Raw genomic sequence first — 21,615 nt, forward strand, 5'->3', positions numbered from 1 at the left:
CAACGGGGACTATGGGCGAAACTTCACACCACGCAGACGACACGCTCCACCGCCGGGGCCTGATGTTCATCCTGTCCTCGCCATCGGGCGCGGGGAAGACGACCCTGTCGAAGATGCTGCTCGCCGCCGATAGCGAGATCAGGCTGTCGGTCTCGGCCACCACCCGCCCGCCGCGCGCCGGAGAGATCGACGGGGTGCATTACCACTTCGTCACGCCCGAACATTTCGACCGGATGATCGAGGAAGACGATTTCTACGAATGGGCCGAGGTGTTCGGCCACCGCTATGGCACGCCCAAGGGCGCGATCCGCACCGCGCTGAAGGACGGGCAGGACTTCCTGTTCGATATTGACTGGCAGGGCACCCAGCAGCTGTACCAGAAAGACCAGCAGGACGTGGTGCGGGTGTTCATCCTGCCCCCTTCGATCGACGAACTCCACCGCCGCCTTGCCGGCCGCGCGACCGACAGCGTCGAGGTGATCGCCGCCCGCATGGAACGCGCCCGCGCCGAAATTAGCCACTGGGACGGCTATGACTACGTCATCATCAACGACAACGTGCGCGAATGCTTTGCCAAGGTTCATGCAATTCTGGAGGCCGAACGTATGAAGCGCGCCCGCCAGACCGGGCTGATCCCGTTCGTGCGCGGTTTGATGGGCTAGGCTGCCATCGGCCCTGGCCTAAGGCGATGATGCGCTGCCAATGTACCGCGAGACAATCCGCACGATCGTTTCGTGGGTCGGCAAGGTCGCATCGAGGATCAGCACGTCCTGCTCCTCGGCGGGCTTCTCCAATGCGGCGATCTGGCTCTCCACAAGCGCTTCCGGCATGTAATGGCCTGCCCGCCCTCGCACCCGCCTGCGCGCCTCGTCGGGGCTGATGTCGAGGTGAACGAACCGCAGGTTCTTCGGGGCAGCCTGTCGAAGCACATTGCGGTAACCGCGTTTCAGGGCGGAGCAACTGAGGACGCCCGGACTTGCAGCGCGGCGCCATTCTGCGATTTGCCCGGCGACGGCATTCAGCCAAGGGACCCGATCCTCGTCCCGTAGCGGCAGGCCGCGGCGCATTCTGTCGATGTTTGCGGACGGGTGGAGGTCGTCGCCTTCGACGAACGGCCATTGCAGGTGCGCTGCAAGCCCGCGGGCCAGCGTGGTCTTGCCCGAACCCGAGATTCCCATCGCCACGATGATCGGCGGAGCGACGGATTGCTCCGCAGGATCGCGCAGGTCTGCCAATGTCGCAGGGATGCTAGCCGCCGTCGCCCGCTCTCAGCCGTTCCATGACCGCAAGATGCCGCAGCACCACCGGGTCCGATGCCGCCGCGAGCGAGCGCAACTGCGGGTTGTCGCCGCTTTGCGCAAAACCCGACAGCAGGTCGTGGGTTTCCTTGTGGGCCAGCACCTGCTGATCGAGATAGGTCTTGTCGAAGGCGTCATCGGGCGCGGTTTCGAGATGTTCGATCAGCTTGGCGCGGCGGGTGTCGAGGTTCTCTGGCGGCAGCGGCGCGCCCGCGGTCTCGTTCATCCGCAGCGCCGAGTGCATCTGGTGCGTCATGGCGGTGTGATCGACGATCATCTTCTGCGCCGCCGCACGCACCCCTTCCGAACGGCTGCGTTTCAGCGCGATCTGCGCCGCCTCGATCTCGTAGCGATTGCCGATCGTGGCGTTCTCGATGAAGGCGGCCGTGGAGGTAGCGCCGGCGGTCTTGGCCTTGGCGCGGCCCATCATCCCGCCCATCACATCGCTGGCCTTGTCCATCGTGTGGCGGAGCGTTCCGTGTTGCTCGGTCATTCTGCAAACTCCCTGCGGGCCTGCTGTTCGGCCTTGGCATATTCGGTATTCTCGCCCGTTCCGCTGTCGCGCAGGGCGATGATCGGGTGGTCGCCTTCGGTGGCGAAGCGGTATTCCTGGCTGAACTCGCTGCGGTGTGCGGCGATCACGTCCTCGCTCGGCACGCTGCCTTCGTTGACCTGATGCTGGTAGTCGAAGAAGCGGTGGCCCTGCGGCAGATCGTTGATGGGCACGAATTCGCTGTCCCAGCTGGTCCAGTCGACCGTCCGGTCGAGCACGTCGCGCACATACTCCTTGTTCGGCTCGAAAGTCATCGGGTTGTCGATCCCGCCCTTGGGGAAGAAATCCGCCGCATCCAGCCCGTGCACCGCCTTCAGCCCGTCGCACGCCACCCGAAGGTGTTCGAGCTCCATCGCGAGGTGCAGTTCCCAGATGCCGCGAATGCGCGGATCGGTCTCGGTCTCGCAAGCCGACCAGTAGAGCCAGCATTCGTTGTATTCGTGGAGCACCCAGTTGAGCATTTCGGGCGTCATCGGATCGAGAATCGATTCGTAGTGGGTGACGTGCTGCTCCTCGATCATTGCGATCTCCTGATACAGCGCGCGGGCAAGCGGGTGTTCGGGCCGGTTGCCGACCGTCATGTAGAAGTTCATCGTCTGCTGCTCGGCCGAAAGCACGGTCAGCGCGTTCAGGATCGACTGCACGCTTGCCGCTTCCACCGTCATCGGGCGGCGCAGTTCGTCATGCGGGTCGCGGTGCTGGAAGATCGTCGGGCGGCCCGGCAGGATTTCGGTGAGGTCGCCGGTGATCGCCTCGGCTTTGCGGCGTTCGCCCATCAGGTCCATCAGGTTGGCGTAGCGATAGAGGTGGTCGTAATCCTCCAGCACGCCGAATTCGTAGACCTGCTTGAGGTAGGGATCAGGCTCGTGACGGGCGATCCACGAGGTAAGATCGACGGCGACCTGTTCATAGCCGATGGTGTTGGCAATGCTGCTCTCGCTGCCGGGGATCAGCCAGTTGACGGCCTTTTGCTGCTGCTGTTCGACACGCCGGACCATGGCGAGCGCCTGCTTGATCCCGCTGTCGGCAGTGCGGCGCGCGGCGTTGTGCGAATTCATGATCGCTTCGACCTCGATGCCGTTCATCAGGATCACGCGGCAGCGGGTATAGGGATGCACATCTTCGGTGCGGTAAGGCTCCACCGCAAGTTCGGACCAGCTGCGCAACTGGCGATCCAGCGGGATGCCTTTTTCGCTGAGGGGGTTGAATGCCATGGTTCTCTCCGGGGGTATGATCTGTCTCTTGGGGGCGCGTGACGGAGACGATGTGACCCGGCCGGCGGTGTGCGGCCCTAACTTGTTTGATTAGAGTCGGCGTGGGTGCGGCGGAGCGTGAACCGACCAAGCCCGATTGCTGCGGTGGCGAGGCGCAAAGGTCGCATGACGCGCGAACGAATAGGGCCGCCGGATCGCTCCGACGGCCCATGTAGGATCGTATGGCGAAAGGCTCAGCCCTTGCCGCCCGGATCGGCGAAATGATTCGGCAGCAGCGCGTTGACCACGCCGCCGTCCACCGTCAGCGTGTCGCCGACCACATAATCGCCCGCGCGGCTGCACAGGTAGATCGCGGCAGCGGCCATGTCTTCGGCAGTGCCGATGCGCTTGGCCGGGATACCCGATGCGCTGGCGTCGGGGGCGTCCTTGGCGGCCTTGTTCATCTCGGACGGGAAAGCTCCCGGCGCGATCGAGGTGACTACGATATTGTCCTGGATCAGCCGCGCCGCCATGCGCCGCGTCAACTGGATCACCGCGGCCTTGGAAGCCTGATAGGCGTAGGTTTCCCACGGGTTGATCCGCTGCCCGTCGATCGAGGACACGTGGATGACCTTGGCCGGGTGTCCGGCCTTGCCGCCCGCGACCAGCAGGTCGTGGAGCTTCTGGGTGAGGAAGAACGGGGTCTTTACGTTCAGATCCATCGTCCGGTGCCACCCGGCCTCGTTGAATTCGAGGTAGGGCTGGCCCCATGCCGCCCCGGCATTGTTGATGAGGATATCGAGCCGGCTCTCACGCGCCTTCATTTCGTCGGCGAGCGCGACCATGCCGTCCATCTGGCTGAGATCGGCGGGGATGCCGATGACCCGGTCGGCGCCGAATTCGTCGATGGTCGCCTGCATCTGCTCGACCTTGCGCGCCGAGATATAGACCCGCGCGCAACCTGCCGCGAGCAAGCCTTCAACGAACATCTTGCCGATGCCGCGGCTGCCGCCGGTAACCAAGGCGATGCGCCCTTCGAGGCTGAAAAGTGATTGAATGTCCATGTTTCTCTCCATGCTCCCCTCCCGCCTGCGGGAGGGGTTGGGGTGGGAATGGGCCGCCCGAGGCCCACCCTGCTGCGACTAGCCAGCAAGCTGGCAAGTCTCGCTCCCCTCCCGCAAGCGGGAGGGGCCAGGTAGATCAATACCCGCTCAAGGTCGCCACGCGGTTCGCGTGGAAATAGGCATCGCCCAGAAATTCGGCCAGAGCGCGGTCGCGCTTCATGTAGAGGCCGATGTCGTATTCATCGGTCATGCCGATGCCGCCATGCATCTGCACGCCTTCCTGCACCGCAAGGCGCGCGGTCTTGGCGATCTTGGCCTTGGCGACGCTGGCCATCAGATCGGCCTGCTGGCTGCCCGCATCGAGCAATTGCTGCGCCTTGATCGTCACGGCGCGGGCAATCTCGACTTCGGAATAGAGGTGGCTGGCGCGGTGCTGGAGCGCCTGAAACTCGCCGATCAGCTTGCCGAACTGCTTGCGCTGCTTGAGGTAATCGACCGTCATGTCCATCGCCCCGCTAGCAACGCCGACACCTTCGGCTGCCGCACCGACCCGGCCCGCCAACAGCATCGCATCGAGCACCGCGCGCCCGCCGTCGATCTCGCCGATCACGGCATCGCCATCGAGTTCGACACCGTCGAAGCGGGTGTGGGTCGCCATCGAGCTATCCACCAGCCGCACGGCGTCATGACTTATGCCGGCAGCGTCCTTGGGCACGGCAAAAAGGGTGATCCCTTCCGCATCGTCGTCCGCGCCCGAGGTGCGCGCCGCGACCACGATCATGTCGGCGCTGGCACCCTGAATGACGAAGCTTTTCGAGCCGGTCAGGCGGAACCCGTTGCCCGACTTCTCGGCGCGGGTGGCGATGCGGCTCGGGCGGTGCTTGGCTGTCTCGTCGATCGCAACCGCGAACACGTGATCGCCTGCAATCAGGCCGGGCAGATAGCGGCCCTTGATGTCGTCCGAACCGTGGTTCAGCGCAGTCGCGGCCAGCACCGACGAAGTGAGGAACGGCGACGGCGTAAGATTGCGGCCGATTTCTTCGAGCACAATCCCGGCCTCGACATGGCCCATGCCCAGCCCGCCGTCGGCTTCGCTCACCAGCATCCCGGTGAAACCCATTTCGGCCATCTGCTTCCACAAGCCGTGGCCGAAGCCGTCCCTGCAATCGCGGTCGCGCCAGTGGCGCAGTTGTTTGGCAATGTTGCCTTCTTCAGCGATGAAGCCGCGCGCGGTGTCGGCCAGCATCGCCTGATCGTCGTTATGATACAGGGGCATTGGTTTTCCCTCTCCAATTGTTCGTCTTCCCGGGCTTGACCCGGGATCCCGCTGCATTCGTGCCCTGCCGCAAAAGAAGCGGAGCCCCGGGTCAAGCCCGGCGAGGCGCGGGTTTCTAAATCAGGCGCCCGGCAGATCCAGAATGCGCTTTGCGATCACGTTGAGCATCACCTCGCTGGTGCCGCCCTCGATCGAATTGGCCTTGGTCCGCAGCCAGCCACGGGCCGGTTTGCCGCCGCCGGTGTCCTCGCTCTCCCATTCGAGGCTGCGCGAGCCGCCGACCGCCATCATCAATTCATGGCGGCGCTTGTTCAGTTCGGTGCCGACATATTTCATCATGTTGGGCTGAGCGGGATGCGCCTTGCCGACCTTGATCTCATCGAGGAACTTCTCGCCCATCGCGGTGTAGGCCAGCGCATCGACATCGAACATCGCGAGTTCGGCGCGCAGAACCGGATCCACCTCGTCGCCGGTGCGGGCCGATGCGCGCTTCATCGCTGCGCCGATTGCTGCGGTGCGATCCCCGCCGCCCGCGCCTGAGATCATCTCGCGTTCGTGGCCGAGCAGGTATTTGGCGACGTCCCAGCCGCGATTGATCTGGCCCACGTAGGCGGGAATATCCTCGCCGTAGGACTTGGGCACCTTCACATTGTCGAAGAAGGTTTCGCAGAACGGCGAATTGCCGCTGATCAGCAGAATCGGCTTGGTCGACACCCCTTCGCTCGCCATGTCGTAGAGCATGAAGGTGATGCCCTTGTACTTGTCGTTCTTGTCTGTGCGGACGAGGCAGAAGATCCAGTCGGCCTGATCGGCATAGGACGTCCAAACCTTCTGACCGTTGACGATCCAGTGGTCTTGCTTGTCGTCGCCATAGGTCTGCAGGGACACAAGGTCGCTGCCCGAACCGGGTTCGGAATAGCCTTGGCACCAGCGGATTTCGCCGCGCGCGATTTCATTAAGGAAGCGCTGCTTCTGCCCCTCGGTGCCGAAATGCAGCAGCGCCGGGCCGAGCATCCAGATGCCGAAGCTGCTGAGCGGCGGGCGCGCACTGATGCGGCCCATTTCCTCGCGCAGCACCTTCGCCTGTTCGGGAGAAAGGCCGGCACCGCCATATTCCTTTGGCCAGGCGGGCACGGTGTAGCCCTTAGCCAGACATGCTTCGAACCACGCCTTTTGCGCATCGTTCTTGAAGGTCGCGCGGCGGCCGCCCCAGTAGATGTCGTCCTCGTCGCGGACCGGTTCGCGCATTTCGGCCGGGCAATTTGCCTCCAGCCACGCACGCGTTTCACTGCGGAATGTTTCCAGATCAGCCATCAGCCGATTCTCCTCTCGCTTATGCTTTCACTTGACGCTTACGTTATCGTCATTTGCACACAGCCTGCAAGCGCTCTTCGCCCGCCCCGCAATGCCGTAGCGTCAGCGGTGACGCGATTGACGCCGCGCGCAATCGGTCTAGGTTCGAAACCGAAAACGGGAGAGAGACATTGCCGGGAATCGCCGGACTGGTAGCCGCCAGAGGCCGCTGCGCGTGAGCGGCGGTGCGGGCATCATTGCAGGCAAGCTGCCGATGCGGCTGAAGCTGATCCAGGGCTTCGGAGCGGTGGCATTCGGCGTGAAAGACAATGGTTTTTCGTTCTTTCTGCTGATCTTCTACAATCAGGTGCTGGGTATGGATGCGGGGCTGGTTAGCCTTGCGCTGCTGATTGCGCTGCTGGTGGATGCGGTGGTCGATCCGATTCTGGGCAACCTGTCGGATCGCACCTACACCAGCTGGGGCCGCAGATTGCCGTGGCTTTATGCCGCGCCGATCCCGCTCGCCTTTGCGTGGGTCATCATGTGGAGCCCGCCCGCAGGCGACGCGCCGAGTTTCGCCGGGCTGGTGGCGATAGCCATTGCCGTGCGCGTGCTGCTGTCGGCGTGCGAGGTGCCATCGGTCAGCCTTGTGCCGGAAATCACCGCCGATTACGACGAACGCACTACCTTGTTCCGCTATCGCGCACTGGGCGGATGGATCGGCGGGCTGGGCATGATGGTACTGGCCTACACCGTGTTCATGCCGGGGCCGGAAGGCCTGCTGCAGCGCGAAGGCTATTACGCTTTCGGCGTGTTCGGCGCGATCCTGATGGCCGTTTCGGTGATCGGGTCCGCGATCGGCCAACACCGGCTGGTGGCCCGCCTGCCGGCGACGAAGCCTGCCCCGTTCACCATCAAGGGCGCGTTTGCCGAAATCCGCGAAGCCTTTTCCGAACGCGCCTTCCTGATCTTCGCGGTGGGCGGACTGGCCGCCTATGTCCATCAGGGGCTCAACTTCTCGATCACCAATTATATCAACCTGTTCGTCTTGCAGCTGACCCGCGGCCAGCTGATGTTCTTTCCGCTGGTCTTGCTCGGCGCGGTGGTGCTGATGTTCGTGACCATCGGGCCGCTGCACCGGCGGTTCGGCAAAGCCAAAGCGGCCGGGCTAGGCATGATCGTCGGCACGGTGCTGGGGATGGTGCCCTACACGTTGCTGCTGCTGGGGTTCTGGCCCGTGCCCGGCAGCACCGCATCGGCAGCGCTGTTCTTCGGCTTTGCGATGATTGCAACCGGCCTTGGGATCATTTCACTGGTGTCGGCCACTTCGATGATCGCCGAAATCGTCGAGGCGTTCGAAGAACGCACCGGCAGGCGCGCGGAAGGATCGTTCTATTCGGGCAACTGGCTGGTGCAGAAATGCGCGACCGGCGCCGGCATTTTCCTTGCCGGACAGATCATCGGCTTTTCGCAGCTTGCCCCCGATGCCGTTCCCGGCAGCGTGCCGCAAGGTGTGCTCACCAGCCTGCTGCTGTCCTATGGCAGCGCCATGCTGTTGCTGGCGGTGATTTCCGCCTGGTGGCTGGCGCGCTTTCCGATCAGCCGCGAAGAGCATGAGGAACGCATCAATCGGCTGGCCGAACGCCGGGCACAGGACAACCGCGATGCCGTAGCGGCAGCCGCTGACATGCCATTTCTGGCCGCCGACGGAGTGCCCGCGCCCAACAAATGAGAGCTTGGCGCAGCCATGAGGCTCTGCCACGGTCACCCGCAGATTCGAAGCAATCAAAGACGAGAGAGGAATACCCCCATGGATTTCGAACCCACAGAACGTCAGGTCTACTGGTCGGGCCGTGTGCGCGATTTCATCGCGGCGCATGTGCGCCCCAACGTGCCTGTTTACAACGAACAGGACCGCGCGGGCGATCGCTGGAAGGTGATTCCGATCGTCGAGGAAACCAAGGCCAAGGCCAAGGAAGCCGGCATCTGGAACCTGTTCATGCCGCCGCGCAACGACAGCCATCACCATGTCGACGATACCTTCGAATTCGAAGGGCCGGGCCTCACCAACCTCGAATATGCGCTGTGCGCCGAGGAAATGGGCCGCATCGGCTGGGCGTCAGAAGTGTTCAACTGCTCCGCGCCCGATACCGGCAACATGGAAGTGTTCCACCGCTATGGCACCCGCGAACAGAAGGAACAGTGGCTGCGCCCGCTGATGAACGGCGAAATCCGTTCGGCCTTCCTGATGACCGAGCCAAACACCGCCTCGTCTGATGCGACCAACATCGAGACCCGGATCGAGCGGGACGGCGACGAATACGTGATCAACGGGCGCAAGTGGTGGTCGTCGGGCCTCGGCGATCCGCGCTGCAAGATCGCGATCGTGATGGGCAAGACCAATCCCGATGCACAGCGCCACGCGCAGCAATCGCAGATCCTGATGCCGATCGACACCCCCGGCGTGACCATCCTGCGCCACCTGCCGGTGTTCGGCTATGACGATGCACCGCACGGCCACATGGAAGTCGAAATGAAGGACGTGCGCGTCCCCGCCGACAACATCCTTCTGGGCGAAGGGCGCGGGTTCGAGATCGCTCAAGGGCGCCTCGGGCCGGGCCGCATCCACCACTGCATGCGCACCATCGGCGCCGCGGAAGTGGCGCTGGAAAAGATGTGCCGCCGCCTGCAGGAACGTGAGGCGTTCGGTAAGCCGGTGTACAAGCATTCGGTCTGGGAAGAACGCGTTGCACGCGCCCGCATCGATATCGACATGACTCGCCTGCTCTGCCTCAAGGCGGCCGACATGATGGACAAGGTCGGCAACAAGGCCGCCAAGCAGGAAATCGCGATGATCAAGGTGCAGGCCCCGAACATGGCGCTGCGGATCATCGACGACGCCATTCAGGCGCATGGCGGCGGCGGCGTGTCCGACGACTACGGACTTGCTCGCAGCTACGCCAACCAGCGCACCCTGCGTCTGGCTGACGGCCCGGATGAAGTCCACGCGCGTTCCATTGCGCGCATGGAATTCGCCAAGCACGCACCCAACCCCGGCCCCACAGCCAACGCGTTGCGCGGCGATCATGGGCGCGCTGCCAATGATGGCGAAAGCTTCAGCTCGGGCGACATGGGCGTGGCGCGCTGATCGGGCGAGTTAGTTGATGAAATACACCTTGGGGGCGGCTTCAACGAATGGTTGCCCCCAACCCCTACACGCAGCGATCCTGTAGGAGCCGCGCGAGCGGCAATCCAACACGAGGGAAGAGGAACCCCATGGCCAAGGCTGCCATACTTGAAACCCCCGGCGAGGGTCTGAGAATCGCCGAAGTCATCTATGCCGATCCCGGCCCGCATGAAGTGCTGATCGACACCAAGGCCTGCGGGCTGTGCCATTCGGACCTGCACTTCATCGACGGCCATTACCCCCACGCCCTGCCCGCCATTCCGGGGCACGAAGCGGCGGGTGTGGTGCGTGCGGTCGGCAGCGAAGTGCGCACGGTGAAACCGGGCGATCATGTCGTCTCCTGCCTCAGCGCCTTCTGCGGCCATTGCGAATTCTGCGTAACGGGTCGCATGGCGCTGTGCCTTGGCGGGGATACCCGCCGGACCAAGGGCGATGCGCCGCGCATGACCTTCACCGATGGCGCGCCGGTTGCGCAGATGCTCAACCTTTCGGCGCTTAGCGAACAGATGCTGATCCACGAACATGCCTGCGTCGCCATCGACAAGGACATGCCGTTCGATCGTGCCGCCGTCCTCGGCTGCGCGGTGACGACCGGGGCGGGCACGATCTTCAACGCCTGCAAGGTGACGCCGGGCGAAACCGTGCTGGTGGTCGGCTGCGGCGGAGTGGGTCTGGCCGCGATCAACGCGGCCCGGATTGCGGGCGCGGGCAAGATCATCGCCGCCGATCCGCTGCCTGAAAAGCGTGAACTGGCCAAGGTGCTGGGCGCGACCCACACCGTCGATGCGCTGGCGGAAGACGCCGCCAAGCAGATCATCGCGATCAGCGGCGGCGGGGTCGATTGGGGAATCGAGGCGGTCGGACGGCAGGCCTCTGCCGATCTCGCGGTCGCCAGCCTCAAGCGCGGCGGGACGGCGGTGATCCTCGGCATGATGCCGCTGGACTGCAAGGTCGGGCTTGGCGCGATGGACCTGCTCGGCGGCAAGAAGCTGATGGGGGCGATCATGGGGATGAACCACTTCCCGGTCGATCTGCCGCGTCTGGTCGATTTCTACCTGCGCGGGCTGCTCGATCTCGACACCATCATTGCCGAGCGCATCTCGCTCGATCAGGTCAACGAAGGGTTCAACACAATGCGCGCCGGTCATTCGGCGCGCTCGGTGGTGGTGTTCGACTGATGACAGACGCTCCCAACATCGATTTCGACAAGGAAATGGTCGGCACCGTCGCAGTGACCGAGAGAGACGCGCTCGATCTGAATGCCCTGACGGCGTGGTTCGAAGCCAATGTCGAAGGCTTCGCCGGCCCGATCAGCTACACCAAGTTCAAGGGCGGGCAATCCAACCCGACCTACCGGATCGACACGTCTGCACAAAGCTTCGTGTTGCGCCGCCAGCCGTTCGGCAAGCTGCTGCCTTCTGCGCATGCGGTCGACCGCGAATATACCGCGATGACCGGCCTGTTCCCCACCGGCTTCCCCGTGCCGCGCACTTATGGGCTGTGTGAAGACCCGAACGTGATCGGTGCCATGTTCTTCGTGATGAGCATGGCCGACGGGCGCAGCTTGTGGAACGGCGCACTGCCCGGCCTGACCCCCGAAGAACGCCGCGCGCATTATCACGCGTTGATCGACACCATGGCCGATCTGCACCTCAACAAGCCCGACCAGATCGGCCTTGGCGACTACGGCAAGCCGACCGATTACTGCGCGCGCCAGATCGCCCGCTGGACCAAGCAATACAAGCTCTCCGAAACCGAACATATGCCGGAAATGGAGCGGCTGATCGCGTGGCTGCCCGAAACCATCCCGCCGCAGCACGAAAGCAGCGTGGTGCATGGCGATTACCGGCTCGACAACGTGATCTTCCACAAGAGCGAAGCCCGTATTATCGCGGTGCTCGATTGGGAGCTTTCGACGCTCGGCGACCCAGTGGCCGATTTCAGCTACCTGATGCTCAACTGGTTCCAGCCTGCCGATGGTCGCGCCGGATTGCAGGGGCTGGATCTTGCCGCGCTGGGTATTCCCACGGTCGACGAAGCGGTCGAACGCTACGTCGCGCGCACCGGCTATCCCGTCCCGCCAATGGACTGGTATTTCGCCTACAACCTGTTCCGCTTGGCCGGGATCATGCAGGGCATCAAGAAGCGCGTGATCGACGGCACAGCCTCATCCGCCCACGCTCAGGCCATGAGCGAGCGGGTGCGCCCGCTGGTCGAACGGGCCCATGAATTCGCCCTCGCCGCCGGAATGGAAGCGTAGTTTTTCGCACGCCCCTCCGGGCCCGCATCCTCGCCGCGTTTCGCGCTACGCGCGAGCGGCTGCGGGCGGTGTTCCTGGCGTTCTACCGCTTCGCTACTTGAGGACGGTCGCACTTGCGGCCCTATGGGCCGTTTGCGTAACGCTTGCCGACTTACGCAAGCGCGGCTAGCAGCACCCACCTGCTGATTTCGCGCCGGAGGATACCATGAGTGACAAGCTGATCGCCACGATCGAGAAGGCATGGGAAAACCGTGCCGATCTCACTTCCACCAGCGATCTGCGGCACGCGGTCAGCGATGCGCTTGCCATGCTCGATTGCGGCGAGGCGCGCGTCGCCGGGCCCGACGGGAACGGAGGCTGGCAGGTCAACCAGTGGCTGAAGAAGGCGGTGCTGCTGAGCTTCCGCCTCAACGACAACCGGGTGATGGACGGCGGCGCGGCGGGTGAAGCGGCGTTCGACAAGGTGCCGCTGAAATTCGCCGGTTGGGGCGAAAGCCGCTTCCGCGAGGCGGGCTTCCGCGTGGTTCCCGGCGCCGTGGTGCGGCGCGGCAGCTTTATCGGCAAGGGCGCGGTGCTGATGCCCAGCTTCGTCAATATCGGCGCCTATGTCGGCGAAAACACCATGATCGACACCTGGGCGACGGTGGGTTCGTGCGCGCAGATCGGGGCGAATGTCCATATCTCGGGCGGCGCAGGGATCGGCGGCGTGCTGGAACCGCTGCAGGCCGAACCTGTCATCATCGGCGACAACGCCTTTATCGGCGCGCGTTCCGAAGTCGCAGAAGGTGTGCGCGTGGGCGAAGGCGCGGTGCTTTCCATGGGCGTCTATCTGGGCGCATCGACCAAGATCGTGAACCGCGCCACGGGCGAAGTGCACATGGGCGAGGTGCCGCCTTTTTCGGTGGTGGTCCCCGGTTCCATGCCCGGCAAGCCGCTGCCCGATGGCAGCCCCGGCCCCAGCCTCTATTGCGCCGTGATCGTCAAGACCGTGGATGCGCAGACCCGATCCAAGACCGGGATCAACGAGTTGCTGCGCGACTGAATCGCGCGGCGCTCGCGCCTCGTTCCGGCGCATTTATGCCTCGTCCGAACCTCTTGGCCGAAACAGCGCCATGACCAGGACGTTGATTCCTGCAGCATGATTGCAGGAGATATTTATGCCGACACCAGATCGCGGAACGCGGATCGATCAAGACGACGCCAAGGCAGGCACCAAGGAAGGCGTGGTGCGCTGGGTTCTGCTGATCAGCACCGGCCTTGCCATCATCGCGCTCACCATCGTCTGGGTGACTGGCGCTCTCACGGAGGGCGAGGTCGAAAGCGAGGCAACCGCTACCGGACGGATCGAAGAGCGGGTGGATGACGACGAGAGAACGATGGACGGGATCAATCCCGAGGTCGGCGACGAATTCACCGACATTCAAGACAGCGAGTAGGCCGATGAGCGAAAAGTTCGGGAAAGGCCAGAAGGTCAAATGGCAGTGGGGCAGCGGCGAAGGCAGGGGCAAGGTGGTCGAACGGTTCGAACGCGATGTCACCAGAACGCTTAAAGGCTCCGAGATCACCCGACACGGCAGCACCGACAACCCCGCCTATCTGATCGAGCAGGACGATGGCGATCAGGTGCTGAAACTTGGCAGCGAACTTGAAGCGGACAAGGGCTGATGGACGGGGACGACCGTGAGGATGTCTACCGGACCTTCGGCGAGCGGGTGAACATGGCGCCGAAGGAACTGGAGGAATGGCTCCAGACCGACGATTCGCAATCGGTCGGCGATAGCGACGACGGCGGCGAAAGCACCGGTCATGCCTCGGGCCGGCGGATCATCGCCATCAAGCGCACGCACAAGGCCGACCTGTCCGACGACGATTACGCGCATATGCGCAAGGTCAACGGCTATATCGCGCGCCATTGCGCCCAGCGGCCAGGCGGCGACATTGCCGATACTCGGTGGCGGTACAGTCTAATGAACTGGGGCCACGACCCGCTCAAGGATTGAGCGGGCCCTCCCATATTCACGGCTGCGACGAAGCGATGAGCGTCTCGATCGGGGCCATGTCGCGCACGCTGGCGGAATAGGCTTCTGCCGCGCGCATGACCCTTATCGCGTTGCGACTGGCGATCATTTCCAGTTCCGCCTGCGAATAGCCGCGCCGTGCCAGCTCGGCGAACAGCAGCGGATAGCCGCGCACATCCTCGAACCCCACCGGGCCCGACGGCATCCCGTCGAAGTCGCCGCCGATGCCGATCGATTCCACGCCTGCAATGTCGCGGATATGATCGATGTGATCGGCCATATCCCCAATTGTCGCGGCAGGTTCGGGGTTGGCCTTTTCCCACGCCTCCATCTCTGCCGCGACCTTTTCGGGCTGCCCCTGAAACAGGGCCTTGAGGCGTGCTTCCTCTGCCGCGCCCCGCGCGCCCCACTGGCGCAGTTCCTCGTTGATGAAGCGGGGCAGCGCCACCACCATCACGATCCCGCCATTCTCTGGCAGACGCGCCAGAACGGAATCCGGCACGTTGCGCGGGTGGCCGTTGACGGCGCGTGCGCCCGAATGGCTGAAGATCACCGGGGCTTTTGCGACATCCAGCGCATCCATCATGGTGTCTTCGCTGACATGGCTGAGATCGACCAGCATCCCCAGCCGGTTCATTTCGCGCACCACATCCTTGCCGAAATCGGTGAGGCCGCCGTGCACCGGCGTATCGGTGGCGGCATCGGCCCAGGGCGTGTTGCTGTTGTGAGTCAACGTCATGTAGCGTGCGCCGAGCGTATGAAGCTGGCGCAGCACGGCAAGGCTCGATCCGATGGCATGGCCGCCTTCCATCCCCAGCAGCGAGGCGACTCGGCCGTCGGCCATCGCGCGTTCGACCTGATCGGCGGTCTCGGCAAAGCGCAGGCCTTCGGGATAGCGTGCGATCAGCCGCTTGGTGACGTCGATCTGCTCGATCACCTGTTGCACCGCTTCGGCCTCGTCCGGGTTGGACGGCACATAGACCGACCAGAACTGCGCGCCGACCTTGCCTTCGGCCAGCCGGGCGAGATCGGTGTGCAGTGCGCGGCCTTGGGGATGGCTCTCGCCGCTGTCGGTGGTGTCTTCGAAATCGAAGGCGGCGATCTGGTTGGCGACCCGCGAACGCAGCTGGTTGGGCACATCATTATGCCCGTCAAACACCGGCGCAACCTCGAGCGCGGCATTGGCGGTGGCAGTGGCGGGATCGACCGGAGCCTCCTGCGCGTGGAGCGGGCCTGCCAGCATCAGCGCGGCAGCCAGAGCGGTGAGGGACGGCGCGAAAAGTTGCATCGACAAGGCTCCCGAAGGTAGAGCGCCCGCACCCGAAGACATAGGGGGCAGGCAAGGACATCGGCATGAGTGATAGCGCGGCAGGACTGATCGAACAATTGGGCCTGACCGCTCATCCCGAAGGCGGGTGGTATCGCGAGACCTGGCGGGGCGAAGCCGGCCCGGAAGGGCGTGCGTCGGGGACGGGGATCATCTTCCTGCTGCAAGCGGGCGAAGCATCGCACTGGCACCGGGTCGATGCAGCGGAGCTGTGGCTGTGGCAGGCGGGCGATCCGCTCCAACTGCGGCTCGCTGCCAGCGATACCGGGCCGGTGCGGTCGGTCATTCTGGGCGCAGATATCCGGGCGGGTCAGCAGTTGCAGGGGTTGGTGGCGAAGGACGAATGGCAGGCTGCGCGGCCCGCGAGTGCGCCGCAGTTCGGCTATACACTGGTGTCCTGCGTGGTGGTGCCGGGGTTCGATTTCGCCGGATTCACGCTGGCCGCGCCGGACTGGGAACCGGGCGGGGATCAAGGCGCGTGATCCGCACCGCACTGCGCTGGCTACTCGCGCTATTCTATGGGGCGGCGGGGGTAATCCACCTGATCCGGCCCGAACCGTTTCTGGCCATCATGCCCACCTGGGTGCCCGCGCCCGAAGCGGTGGTGCTGTTGACGGGTGTGGCCGAGGTTCTCGGCGCGGTCGGACTGGTCCAGCCGTTCTCACCGCGATTGCGGCGCGCGGCGGGGTGGGGGCTGGCGCTCTATGCGCTGTGCGTATGGCCCGCCAACATCAACCACTTCATCATCGACATGGCGCGCGCGGATAGTGGGTTGGGCCTCGGCTATCATGTCCCCCGAATGTTCGCCCAGCCGCTGATCATTGCGCTGGCCGTGTGGGTCAGCCGCGATCCGGCAGCGCTCCGCCAGAGCGGGTCAGCGGAAAAGTCCGGCTGAAACGCAAAACGGCGCGCGACCCGACAGGTCGCGCGCCGCTTGCGTTGAACCCCGCCACAAAGCGGAGCGTCAAATTCAGCTGAGGTGCTTCGACACCGCAGCGGTCATCTTGAACATCGAGATCTGGTCCTTGCCGATCACCGCGCCAAGCTTGGCATCGGGATTGATCTGACGCTTGTCCTTGCTGTCCTGCAGGTTGTTCGCCTTGATGTATTCCCACACCTTCGAGGTGACCTGTGCGCGGGTCATCGGGCCTTTGCCGATCACCGCTTCGAGGTCTCCGGAAAGCTGCACCGGCTTCTGCAGTGCGTTGGTCGTGCCAGCCATGTTCTACTCCCTTGTATTTGTGGCAGGTAAATTAAAACTCGTCATCATCTAAGCCCGCACCTTCTCCCGCACCGCCAGTGAAGGTGGCCGAAAGCACTGCGCAGGCGGTTATTGTCCCTTGCAATGATGCGAGCAGTTCCGCGCGGCTTGCCCCGGGCATCAGCACCAGTGGCAGGTCGGTAGCGAAAATCTGGAACAGGTAATGGCGCTGCTCGCCTTCAGGCGGATCGGGCAGCAGCCATTCGGAATTGCCGAAAGCATTCTTGCCGGTGCGCGGCGGAACTTCACCCTCGAGCAACTTTCCACGCTGCGCAGGCAGGCCCCAGACCAGCCAGTGGCACGCAGGCTCGGAACCCTGAACCGAAGCTTCCTCGACCACGATCACCAACTCATGGGATCCGGGGGGCGGCGCGCTCCATTCCAGCGGCGGGGCTACGGCGTCTTCTTCGGTGGCGGTAAAGCTGGGGTCGAGTTCATCGCCCGCGCGAAACGCCGGGCTGGTCAAAGCAAATCCGCCCCGCCCGAGCGCCTGAGCCGAGCCGAGCGCAACCACCGCGAGGCCGGGATGGCGTGCGGTAGCGGGCACATGAGATGTGAGCCAGGCAGGAAATTCAGTCATGATTCTGTCGCTTCATCGCCTTCGTGCTAGTCCCATCCACCGCGAGAAACGAGACTGGAAAGCCCAGTTTCTACCGGTTTCTGAGGAAAACCCTGCAATAGCAGGCAAAAACAGCCCAGGTGTGATATTTTTGGGCCACTGAGCCGCTGCGGCTTGCCCTTGATGCCAAGACATTGCATCCAAGCAACCCCGACCAAGCCATTTTCTCGACATTATCTCACGCCGGAGTCGCATCCCATAATGACAGCCCCCCGCGCCGCGCTCAGCATCATCCTTGCCTTCGCACTGGTTGGATGCGGCGGAGGAGGATCATCGGCCCCGCCTATCACAGGCGGCGTGTCGCCAACCCCTTCTCCCACGCCGACGACCTCAGCCTGTTCCTTGCGCGCGCAGCAGGATTTCGCCGATAGCGTACTGAACGAATGGTACCTGTTCCCTAACCTGCTCGCCAATGCCAATCCGGCGAGCTTCAACGCGCTGCAGGACTATCTCGATGCCCGCGTCGCCCCCGCCCGCGCGCAGAGCCGCGACCGGTTCTTCACCTTCGCAACCTCGATCGCGGAAGAGAACGCGCTGATCAGCTCCGGCGCGACCGCAGGGTTCGGCATTCGCCTGTTCTACGACACTTCGAACAACCGCGTATTCGTCACCGAAGCGTTCGAAGGGGGCAACGGTTTCGCCGCCGGCCTCGACCGGGGAAGCGAGATCACCGCCATCGGCACCTCGAGCGCCAACCTGCAAAGCGTTGCGACCCTGATGGCGAGCGGCGGGCCGCAGGCGGTGGTCAACGCGCTCGGCCCTGGCACCGCCGGAACCGTCCGCGTGCTGCGCTTCGTCCAGCCGGGCGGCGCCACCTTCGAACGCAGCATCACCAAAACCGAATTTGCGCTGGACCCGATATCCGATCGCTATGGCGTGCAGGTGCTGGATGATGGCGGCAAGCGGGTCGGCTATCTCAACCTGCGCACCTTCATCATCGCCGATGCGGCGACCCAGTTGCGGCAGGCATTCGGCCAGTTTGCGGCCCAGGGGGTGACCGAACTGATCATCGATCTGCGTTACAACGGCGGCGGACTGGTCAATGTCGCCGATACCATGGGCGACCTCATGGGATCCGGCCGGATCGGACAGGTTTGGAGCCGGACCGTGCTGCGCCCTTCCAAGGCCGCTGAGAACGAAACCCGCCTGTTCGAGAGCGAGGCGAATGCCATTGCCCCCACCCGCATCGCATTTATCACCACCAATGCCAGCGCTTCGGCCAGCGAGCTGGTGGTGAATTCGATGATCCCGTACCTCGGTGACAATATGGCGCTGATCGGCGGCAACACGTTCGGAAAGCCGGTCGGCCAGTTCGGCTTCGACCTCGAGGCTTGCGACCTCAGAGTGCGGGCGGTGACCTTTCAGACCGTCAACGCCAATGATCAGGGTGAATACTTCACCGGCCTAGCAAGCGTGGTTCCCAACACCTGCCGCGCGGAAGACGATTTCTCCCGTCCGCTGGGCGACCCGAGCGAAGCCTCGATCGCGACCGCGTTGGATTTCCTTGGCGGACGTTCGTGTACCGCAATCGGACAGAGCGCTGCTGGCGATATTGCCAGCAGCGGTGCCGACGCGCCGCAGCGCGGCAGTGCGGTGATCGACCTGCCCGAAACCGAGGCGCTGCGCCCTCGCCGCCCCAGCCCGGCACAAATCGACATTCCCGGCCTGTTCTGACGCCCGCCCTGCCAAGGGCGGTCGGCTCAGGGCGCGGCGTCGCCGGTGAAGGGCTGGCCGGTGGTGTAGCCGCAGCCCATCAGGGTCTCCTCGCCCACAGCGACCGTGGCGACAAAGGGGAAGGTACGATTGCTCATGCCGTCGCTGCAATCGCCGGGGGTGAGCGTGGCGGTAAAGGCGTCGCCATTTAACTCGCCGGTAAAGCCCAGCCCATTGTTCCCGGCAAAACGGGTGACGGCAAAGCGCGTGCCGCCCGGATTTCCGGGCGTCATCCACACCGCCTCGCCTTGCTTGATCCGGGCAGTCCAGAAAGGCTCGGTTCCCGAGATAGTAACCACCTCCGTCGGCGCAACCGCATCGAAGGTTCTGCCTTCCGGGTCGATTGCATCATCCGCAGGGGTACAGGCGGCAACCAGCAGCGCGGGCGAAAATAACAGGTGGCGAAAGCTGGTGGGCATGGCGTGCTCCTCTGGCAATGGAGTTTAAACCGACCCGATTTGCTTGGCAAAGGGCTGTCGTGAGGGCGGCCAGAACAAAGGGCGGACCGCGCCATCGCGCGATCCGCCCTCGGTTTTTATCAATGCCGATCCGCTTACTGCGGCATCAGCACCGTATCGATCACATGGATCACGCCATTGGAGGCCGCCACGTCGGTCGCGGTCACATTGGCGGTGTTGCCGGTCGCATCGGTCAGCACCACGCCGCCATCGGCGACAGTGGCTGTCAGAGTGCCGCCGCCGACGGTGTTGATCGTGTAGCCGGCATCGCCCGCTTCTGCGATCGCATTGGTCAGGGTGGCCGCATCGACCGAACCTTCAACGACATGGTAGGTCAGGATCGACTTCAATGTCTCGGTGTCTTCGGTCGTCAGTTGCTCAACAGTGCCGTCCGGCAGCTTGCCAAAGGCATCATTGGTTGGTGCGAACACCGTGTAGGGTCCGGCGCCCGAAAGGGTCTCGCCCAGGTCAGCGGCGGTCACCGCAGCGACCAATGTGGAGAAGGTCTCATCGCCTTGGGCGACCTCGACGATGTTGCCCGTCGCGGTGGCATCTGCGGTCATCGCAGTGGTATCCGCCGCGGTATCATCGGCCGGAGTTTCGCTGGCACAGGCAGTCAGAGCGAGTGCGACCGCGGAAGCGAGAGTGAATTGCATGATCTTCATGTAAATAGTCCTTGATTGCGCCCGTAGGCCTTGGTTCGTCCCGATAACACAGCGCACCGGGGACGACCGGGCTTGGCACCGAAATGGCGCTGCCCGTTCATTGTCCCAATGATTGGATGCGACGGAGGTTCCGAACCATTACGAACGCGATCCTCCGGCCCGGAACTTTGCTGATGCGTCAGGGTTGCTTGCCCCATGAACTGGAGCCCAACCCGCGAGCACGCGCTTGCGCGCCTTGCCGAATTCCTGCCTGCTGCGGGGCGCATCTACGCCGATCGGCGCAACCACGACGATGGTCCTTCGATCGGCAGCCGGAGCAATGTCTCGCAACTTTCGCCGTGGCTCCACGCAGGGGCACTGGGCGAGGCCGAGGTGCTGGAGGCTTTGCTGGCGCAACATGCCCCCCGTACGGCAGAGAAGTTCATCGCCGAGGTGTTCTGGCGCCTCTACTTCAAGGGCTACCTCGAACAGCGGCCGGGCGTCTGGGACAGCTATCGCGAAGGCCGCGATGCGGCGCTGGCGGCGATGAAAGCCAATGCCGGTCTGCGCAAAGCCTATGCCGAGGCCACCGAGGGGCGCACCGGGATCGCAGCGTTCGATGTCTGGGCGCGCGAACTTGCCGAGACGGGCTACCTCCACAACCACGCGCGGATGTGGTTTGCGAGCATCTGGATCTTCACACTGCGGCTGGACTGGCAATTGGGCGCGGACTTCTTCGTGCGGCACCTGCTGGACGGCGATGCGGCCTCCAACACCTTGTCGTGGCGCTGGGTTGGTGGGTTGCACACCCGCGGCAAGCACTACCTCGCGCAGGCAGACAACATCGCCCGCTACACTGCCGGGCGCGCGCACGGCCCGCTGACTGCCGAGCGTTTGGCGCAGGACGCTGAACCGCTCACCGAACCCCGCGACCATCTGCGCAGCTTGCCCGATCTCCCGCCGCCAGTAACGCCCGAAGACCTCGCCGAACCCTACGCGCTGCTGCTGCATGACGAGGCGGCGCATCATGCTCCCCTCGCCCTGCCCGCCGCACCTGCGCTGGTGATCGGCGCGAGCCGCTCGGGGGCACGCTCGCCCGGAGCGGTTGGCGTACTCGCCCGGTGCTTTACCGAAGCGGCGATGGCCAGCGGACTGGCGGAGGCAGCGGCGACGTTCGGCTGCCCGGCCGTGCTATGGCACGCGGACGAGCCGATTGAACCGTTGCTGGCTCAGGCCGGCATCACGCGTCTTGCGGTGCCCTATCTGCCCGCCGGATGGACCCGCGATGCGCTCGCGCCCGGTCTGGCCGCACTGACCGGCGAGGGCCGCGTCATCTCCCTGCTCGGAGACCTCGACCGCGCTACCTGGCCGCTGGCCAAGGCGGGCTTTTTCGGAGTCGCCAAGCAGATCGACGCGGTGCTGGGGGAATGCGGGATCGGAGGCGGTTAGCC

The 21,615-nt window shown here is 64.2% G+C and carries 24 protein-coding genes; 13 read left to right on the forward strand and 11 right to left on the reverse strand.

Annotated features, from left to right (window positions below):
• Nucleotides 1-11: 11 nt before the first annotated feature.
• Complete coding sequence (gmk, locus tag J3454_RS06145) at nt 12-662, forward strand: guanylate kinase (RefSeq protein WP_349512856.1); 651 nt, start codon at nt 12-14, stop codon at nt 660-662.
• Between the two features lie 18 nt (nt 663-680).
• Here the strand turns inward: gmk and J3454_RS06150 are convergent, their stop codons facing one another.
• The 6 genes from J3454_RS06150 to J3454_RS06175 form a co-directional block, all read right to left on the reverse strand.
• A complete protein-coding gene (locus J3454_RS06150; RefSeq protein WP_349512857.1) occupies nt 681-1,235 on the reverse strand; it encodes a gluconokinase in 555 nt (184 codons plus the stop codon).
• Nucleotides 1,236-1,248: 13 nt separating this feature from the next.
• On the reverse strand, nt 1,249-1,791 hold the full coding sequence (locus J3454_RS06155; protein ID WP_349512858.1) for a DUF4142 domain-containing protein: 543 nt from the start codon (nt 1,789-1,791) through the stop codon (nt 1,249-1,251).
• A complete protein-coding gene (locus J3454_RS06160) occupies nt 1,788-3,065 on the reverse strand; it encodes a hypothetical protein (protein ID WP_349512859.1) in 1,278 nt (425 codons plus the stop codon). Before J3454_RS06160 ends, J3454_RS06155 begins: the two co-directional genes overlap by 4 nt.
• Nucleotides 3,066-3,298: 233 nt before the next feature.
• The gene (locus J3454_RS06165; RefSeq protein WP_349512860.1) at nt 3,299-4,108 is read right to left on the reverse strand and encodes an SDR family oxidoreductase; all 810 of its coding nucleotides are present in this window, start codon (nt 4,106-4,108) and stop codon (nt 3,299-3,301) included.
• A 136-nt stretch (nt 4,109-4,244) separates the two neighbouring features.
• Entirely contained in the window at nt 4,245-5,384 is a 1,140-nt protein-coding gene (locus J3454_RS06170) for an acyl-CoA dehydrogenase family protein (RefSeq protein ID WP_349512861.1), read from the reverse strand.
• Between the two features lie 120 nt (nt 5,385-5,504).
• Complete coding sequence (locus tag J3454_RS06175) at nt 5,505-6,698, reverse strand: acyl-CoA dehydrogenase family protein (RefSeq protein WP_349512862.1); 1,194 nt, start codon at nt 6,696-6,698, stop codon at nt 5,505-5,507.
• Between the two features lie 214 nt (nt 6,699-6,912).
• Here J3454_RS06175 and J3454_RS06180 point away from each other — a divergent pair, with 214 nt between their 5' ends.
• The 8 genes from J3454_RS06180 (at nt 6,913) to J3454_RS06215 (ending at nt 14,124) form a co-directional block, all read left to right on the forward strand.
• A complete protein-coding gene (locus tag J3454_RS06180; RefSeq protein WP_349512863.1) occupies nt 6,913-8,409 on the forward strand; it encodes an MFS transporter in 1,497 nt (498 codons plus the stop codon).
• 78 nt (nt 8,410-8,487) lie between these two features.
• Nucleotides 8,488-9,825: an acyl-CoA dehydrogenase family protein gene (locus J3454_RS06185; RefSeq protein ID WP_349512864.1), complete on the forward strand. Its 1,338-nt coding sequence runs from the start codon at nt 8,488-8,490 to the stop codon at nt 9,823-9,825.
• Nucleotides 9,826-9,953: 128 nt separating this feature from the next.
• Entirely contained in the window at nt 9,954-11,042 is a 1,089-nt protein-coding gene (locus J3454_RS06190; protein ID WP_349512865.1) for a Zn-dependent alcohol dehydrogenase, read from the forward strand.
• Nucleotides 11,042-12,124 (forward strand): phosphotransferase family protein, encoded by a 1,083-nt coding sequence (locus J3454_RS06195; RefSeq protein ID WP_349512866.1) that lies wholly within the window; start codon nt 11,042-11,044, stop codon nt 12,122-12,124. The genes J3454_RS06190 and J3454_RS06195 overlap by 1 nt, the downstream gene beginning before the upstream one ends.
• A gap of 205 nt (nt 12,125-12,329) precedes the next feature.
• Nucleotides 12,330-13,166 carry a 2,3,4,5-tetrahydropyridine-2,6-dicarboxylate N-succinyltransferase gene (gene dapD, locus J3454_RS06200; protein WP_349512867.1) on the forward strand — a complete coding sequence of 279 codons (837 nt, stop codon included), beginning with the start codon at nt 12,330-12,332 and terminating at the stop codon, nt 13,164-13,166.
• A gap of 115 nt (nt 13,167-13,281) precedes the next feature.
• Entirely contained in the window at nt 13,282-13,560 is a 279-nt protein-coding gene (locus J3454_RS06205; RefSeq protein WP_349512868.1) for a hypothetical protein, read from the forward strand.
• A gap of 4 nt (nt 13,561-13,564) precedes the next feature.
• Nucleotides 13,565-13,789, forward strand: coding sequence for a hypervirulence associated TUDOR domain-containing protein (locus J3454_RS06210; RefSeq protein ID WP_349512869.1), 225 nt, complete (start codon nt 13,565-13,567; stop codon nt 13,787-13,789).
• Entirely contained in the window at nt 13,789-14,124 is a 336-nt protein-coding gene (locus tag J3454_RS06215) for a DUF3140 domain-containing protein (RefSeq protein WP_349512870.1), read from the forward strand. The genes J3454_RS06210 and J3454_RS06215 overlap by 1 nt, the downstream gene beginning before the upstream one ends.
• Nucleotides 14,125-14,140: 16 nt before the next feature.
• Here the strand turns inward: J3454_RS06215 and J3454_RS06220 are convergent, their stop codons facing one another.
• On the reverse strand, nt 14,141-15,430 hold the full coding sequence (locus J3454_RS06220; RefSeq protein ID WP_349512871.1) for a dipeptidase: 1,290 nt from the start codon (nt 15,428-15,430) through the stop codon (nt 14,141-14,143).
• Nucleotides 15,431-15,495: 65 nt separating this feature from the next.
• Between J3454_RS06220 and J3454_RS06225 the strand changes: the two genes are divergently transcribed.
• Both J3454_RS06225 and J3454_RS06230 read left to right on the forward strand, forming a co-directional pair.
• Complete coding sequence (locus J3454_RS06225; protein ID WP_349512872.1) at nt 15,496-15,951, forward strand: cupin domain-containing protein; 456 nt, start codon at nt 15,496-15,498, stop codon at nt 15,949-15,951.
• Nucleotides 15,948-16,364 carry a DoxX family protein gene (locus J3454_RS06230; RefSeq protein ID WP_349512873.1) on the forward strand — a complete coding sequence of 139 codons (417 nt, stop codon included), beginning with the start codon at nt 15,948-15,950 and terminating at the stop codon, nt 16,362-16,364. Before J3454_RS06225 ends, J3454_RS06230 begins: the two co-directional genes overlap by 4 nt.
• Before the next feature lie 75 nt (nt 16,365-16,439).
• Here the strand turns inward: J3454_RS06230 and J3454_RS06235 are convergent, their stop codons facing one another.
• Together J3454_RS06235 and J3454_RS06240 are read right to left on the reverse strand one after the other, a co-directional pair.
• Nucleotides 16,440-16,691 (reverse strand): SWIB/MDM2 domain-containing protein, encoded by a 252-nt coding sequence (locus tag J3454_RS06235; protein WP_349512874.1) that lies wholly within the window; start codon nt 16,689-16,691, stop codon nt 16,440-16,442.
• Nucleotides 16,692-16,722: 31 nt separating this feature from the next.
• Nucleotides 16,723-17,310 (reverse strand): YbhB/YbcL family Raf kinase inhibitor-like protein, encoded by a 588-nt coding sequence (locus J3454_RS06240; RefSeq protein WP_349512875.1) that lies wholly within the window; start codon nt 17,308-17,310, stop codon nt 16,723-16,725.
• A gap of 240 nt (nt 17,311-17,550) precedes the next feature.
• Here J3454_RS06240 and J3454_RS06245 point away from each other — a divergent pair, with 240 nt between their 5' ends.
• Entirely contained in the window at nt 17,551-19,023 is a 1,473-nt protein-coding gene (locus tag J3454_RS06245; RefSeq protein WP_349512876.1) for a S41 family peptidase, read from the forward strand.
• A 26-nt stretch (nt 19,024-19,049) separates the two neighbouring features.
• On the opposite strand, the gene J3454_RS06250 is transcribed toward J3454_RS06245, so the two are convergent.
• Nucleotides 19,050-19,481 carry a COG3650 family protein gene (locus tag J3454_RS06250; protein ID WP_349512877.1) on the reverse strand — a complete coding sequence of 144 codons (432 nt, stop codon included), beginning with the start codon at nt 19,479-19,481 and terminating at the stop codon, nt 19,050-19,052.
• A 134-nt stretch (nt 19,482-19,615) separates the two neighbouring features.
• Entirely contained in the window at nt 19,616-20,185 is a 570-nt protein-coding gene (locus tag J3454_RS06255) for a fasciclin domain-containing protein (protein WP_349512878.1), read from the reverse strand.
• 195 nt (nt 20,186-20,380) lie between these two features.
• On the opposite strand from J3454_RS06255, the gene J3454_RS06260 reads away from it, so the two are divergent.
• Complete coding sequence (locus tag J3454_RS06260) at nt 20,381-21,613, forward strand: FAD-binding domain-containing protein (protein ID WP_349512879.1); 1,233 nt, start codon at nt 20,381-20,383, stop codon at nt 21,611-21,613.
• Nucleotides 21,614-21,615: the final 2 nt, after the last annotated feature.

This window comes from Erythrobacter sp. NFXS35, from assembly GCF_040148725.1.
Taxonomy (GTDB): Bacteria; Pseudomonadota; Alphaproteobacteria; order Sphingomonadales; family Sphingomonadaceae; genus Erythrobacter.

Excerpts from the sequence above, each read along its gene's own strand:
- J3454_RS06250 (WP_349512877.1), bottom strand. The coding sequence starts at position 19,481 with ATGCCCACCAGCTTTCGCCACCTGTTATTTTCGCCCGCGCTGCTGGTT.
- J3454_RS06170 (WP_349512861.1), bottom strand. The coding sequence starts at position 5,384 with ATGCCCCTGTATCATAACGACGATCAGGCGATGCTGGCCGACACCGCG.
- J3454_RS06205 (WP_349512868.1), top strand. The coding sequence starts at position 13,282 with ATGCCGACACCAGATCGCGGAACGCGGATCGATCAAGACGACGCCAAG.
- J3454_RS06160 (WP_349512859.1), bottom strand. The coding sequence starts at position 3,065 with ATGGCATTCAACCCCCTCAGCGAAAAAGGCATCCCGCTGGATCGCCAG.
- J3454_RS06220 (WP_349512871.1), bottom strand. The coding sequence starts at position 15,430 with ATGCAACTTTTCGCGCCGTCCCTCACCGCTCTGGCTGCCGCGCTGATG.
- J3454_RS06190 (WP_349512865.1), top strand. The coding sequence starts at position 9,954 with ATGGCCAAGGCTGCCATACTTGAAACCCCCGGCGAGGGTCTGAGAATC.
- J3454_RS06245 (WP_349512876.1), top strand. The coding sequence starts at position 17,551 with ATGACAGCCCCCCGCGCCGCGCTCAGCATCATCCTTGCCTTCGCACTG.
- J3454_RS06210 (WP_349512869.1), top strand. The coding sequence starts at position 13,565 with ATGAGCGAAAAGTTCGGGAAAGGCCAGAAGGTCAAATGGCAGTGGGGC.
- J3454_RS06260 (WP_349512879.1), top strand. The coding sequence starts at position 20,381 with ATGAACTGGAGCCCAACCCGCGAGCACGCGCTTGCGCGCCTTGCCGAA.
- J3454_RS06215 (WP_349512870.1), top strand. The coding sequence starts at position 13,789 with ATGGACGGGGACGACCGTGAGGATGTCTACCGGACCTTCGGCGAGCGG.
- J3454_RS06185 (WP_349512864.1), top strand. The coding sequence starts at position 8,488 with ATGGATTTCGAACCCACAGAACGTCAGGTCTACTGGTCGGGCCGTGTG.
- J3454_RS06235 (WP_349512874.1), bottom strand. The coding sequence starts at position 16,691 with ATGGCTGGCACGACCAACGCACTGCAGAAGCCGGTGCAGCTTTCCGGA.
- J3454_RS06255 (WP_349512878.1), bottom strand. The coding sequence starts at position 20,185 with ATGAAGATCATGCAATTCACTCTCGCTTCCGCGGTCGCACTCGCTCTG.
- J3454_RS06155 (WP_349512858.1), bottom strand. The coding sequence starts at position 1,791 with ATGACCGAGCAACACGGAACGCTCCGCCACACGATGGACAAGGCCAGC.
- J3454_RS06165 (WP_349512860.1), bottom strand. The coding sequence starts at position 4,108 with ATGGACATTCAATCACTTTTCAGCCTCGAAGGGCGCATCGCCTTGGTT.
- J3454_RS06240 (WP_349512875.1), bottom strand. The coding sequence starts at position 17,310 with ATGACTGAATTTCCTGCCTGGCTCACATCTCATGTGCCCGCTACCGCA.
- J3454_RS06175 (WP_349512862.1), bottom strand. The coding sequence starts at position 6,698 with ATGGCTGATCTGGAAACATTCCGCAGTGAAACGCGTGCGTGGCTGGAG.
- J3454_RS06225 (WP_349512872.1), top strand. The coding sequence starts at position 15,496 with ATGAGTGATAGCGCGGCAGGACTGATCGAACAATTGGGCCTGACCGCT.
- gmk (WP_349512856.1), top strand. The coding sequence starts at position 12 with ATGGGCGAAACTTCACACCACGCAGACGACACGCTCCACCGCCGGGGC.
- J3454_RS06195 (WP_349512866.1), top strand. The coding sequence starts at position 11,042 with ATGACAGACGCTCCCAACATCGATTTCGACAAGGAAATGGTCGGCACC.
- dapD (WP_349512867.1), top strand. The coding sequence starts at position 12,330 with ATGAGTGACAAGCTGATCGCCACGATCGAGAAGGCATGGGAAAACCGT.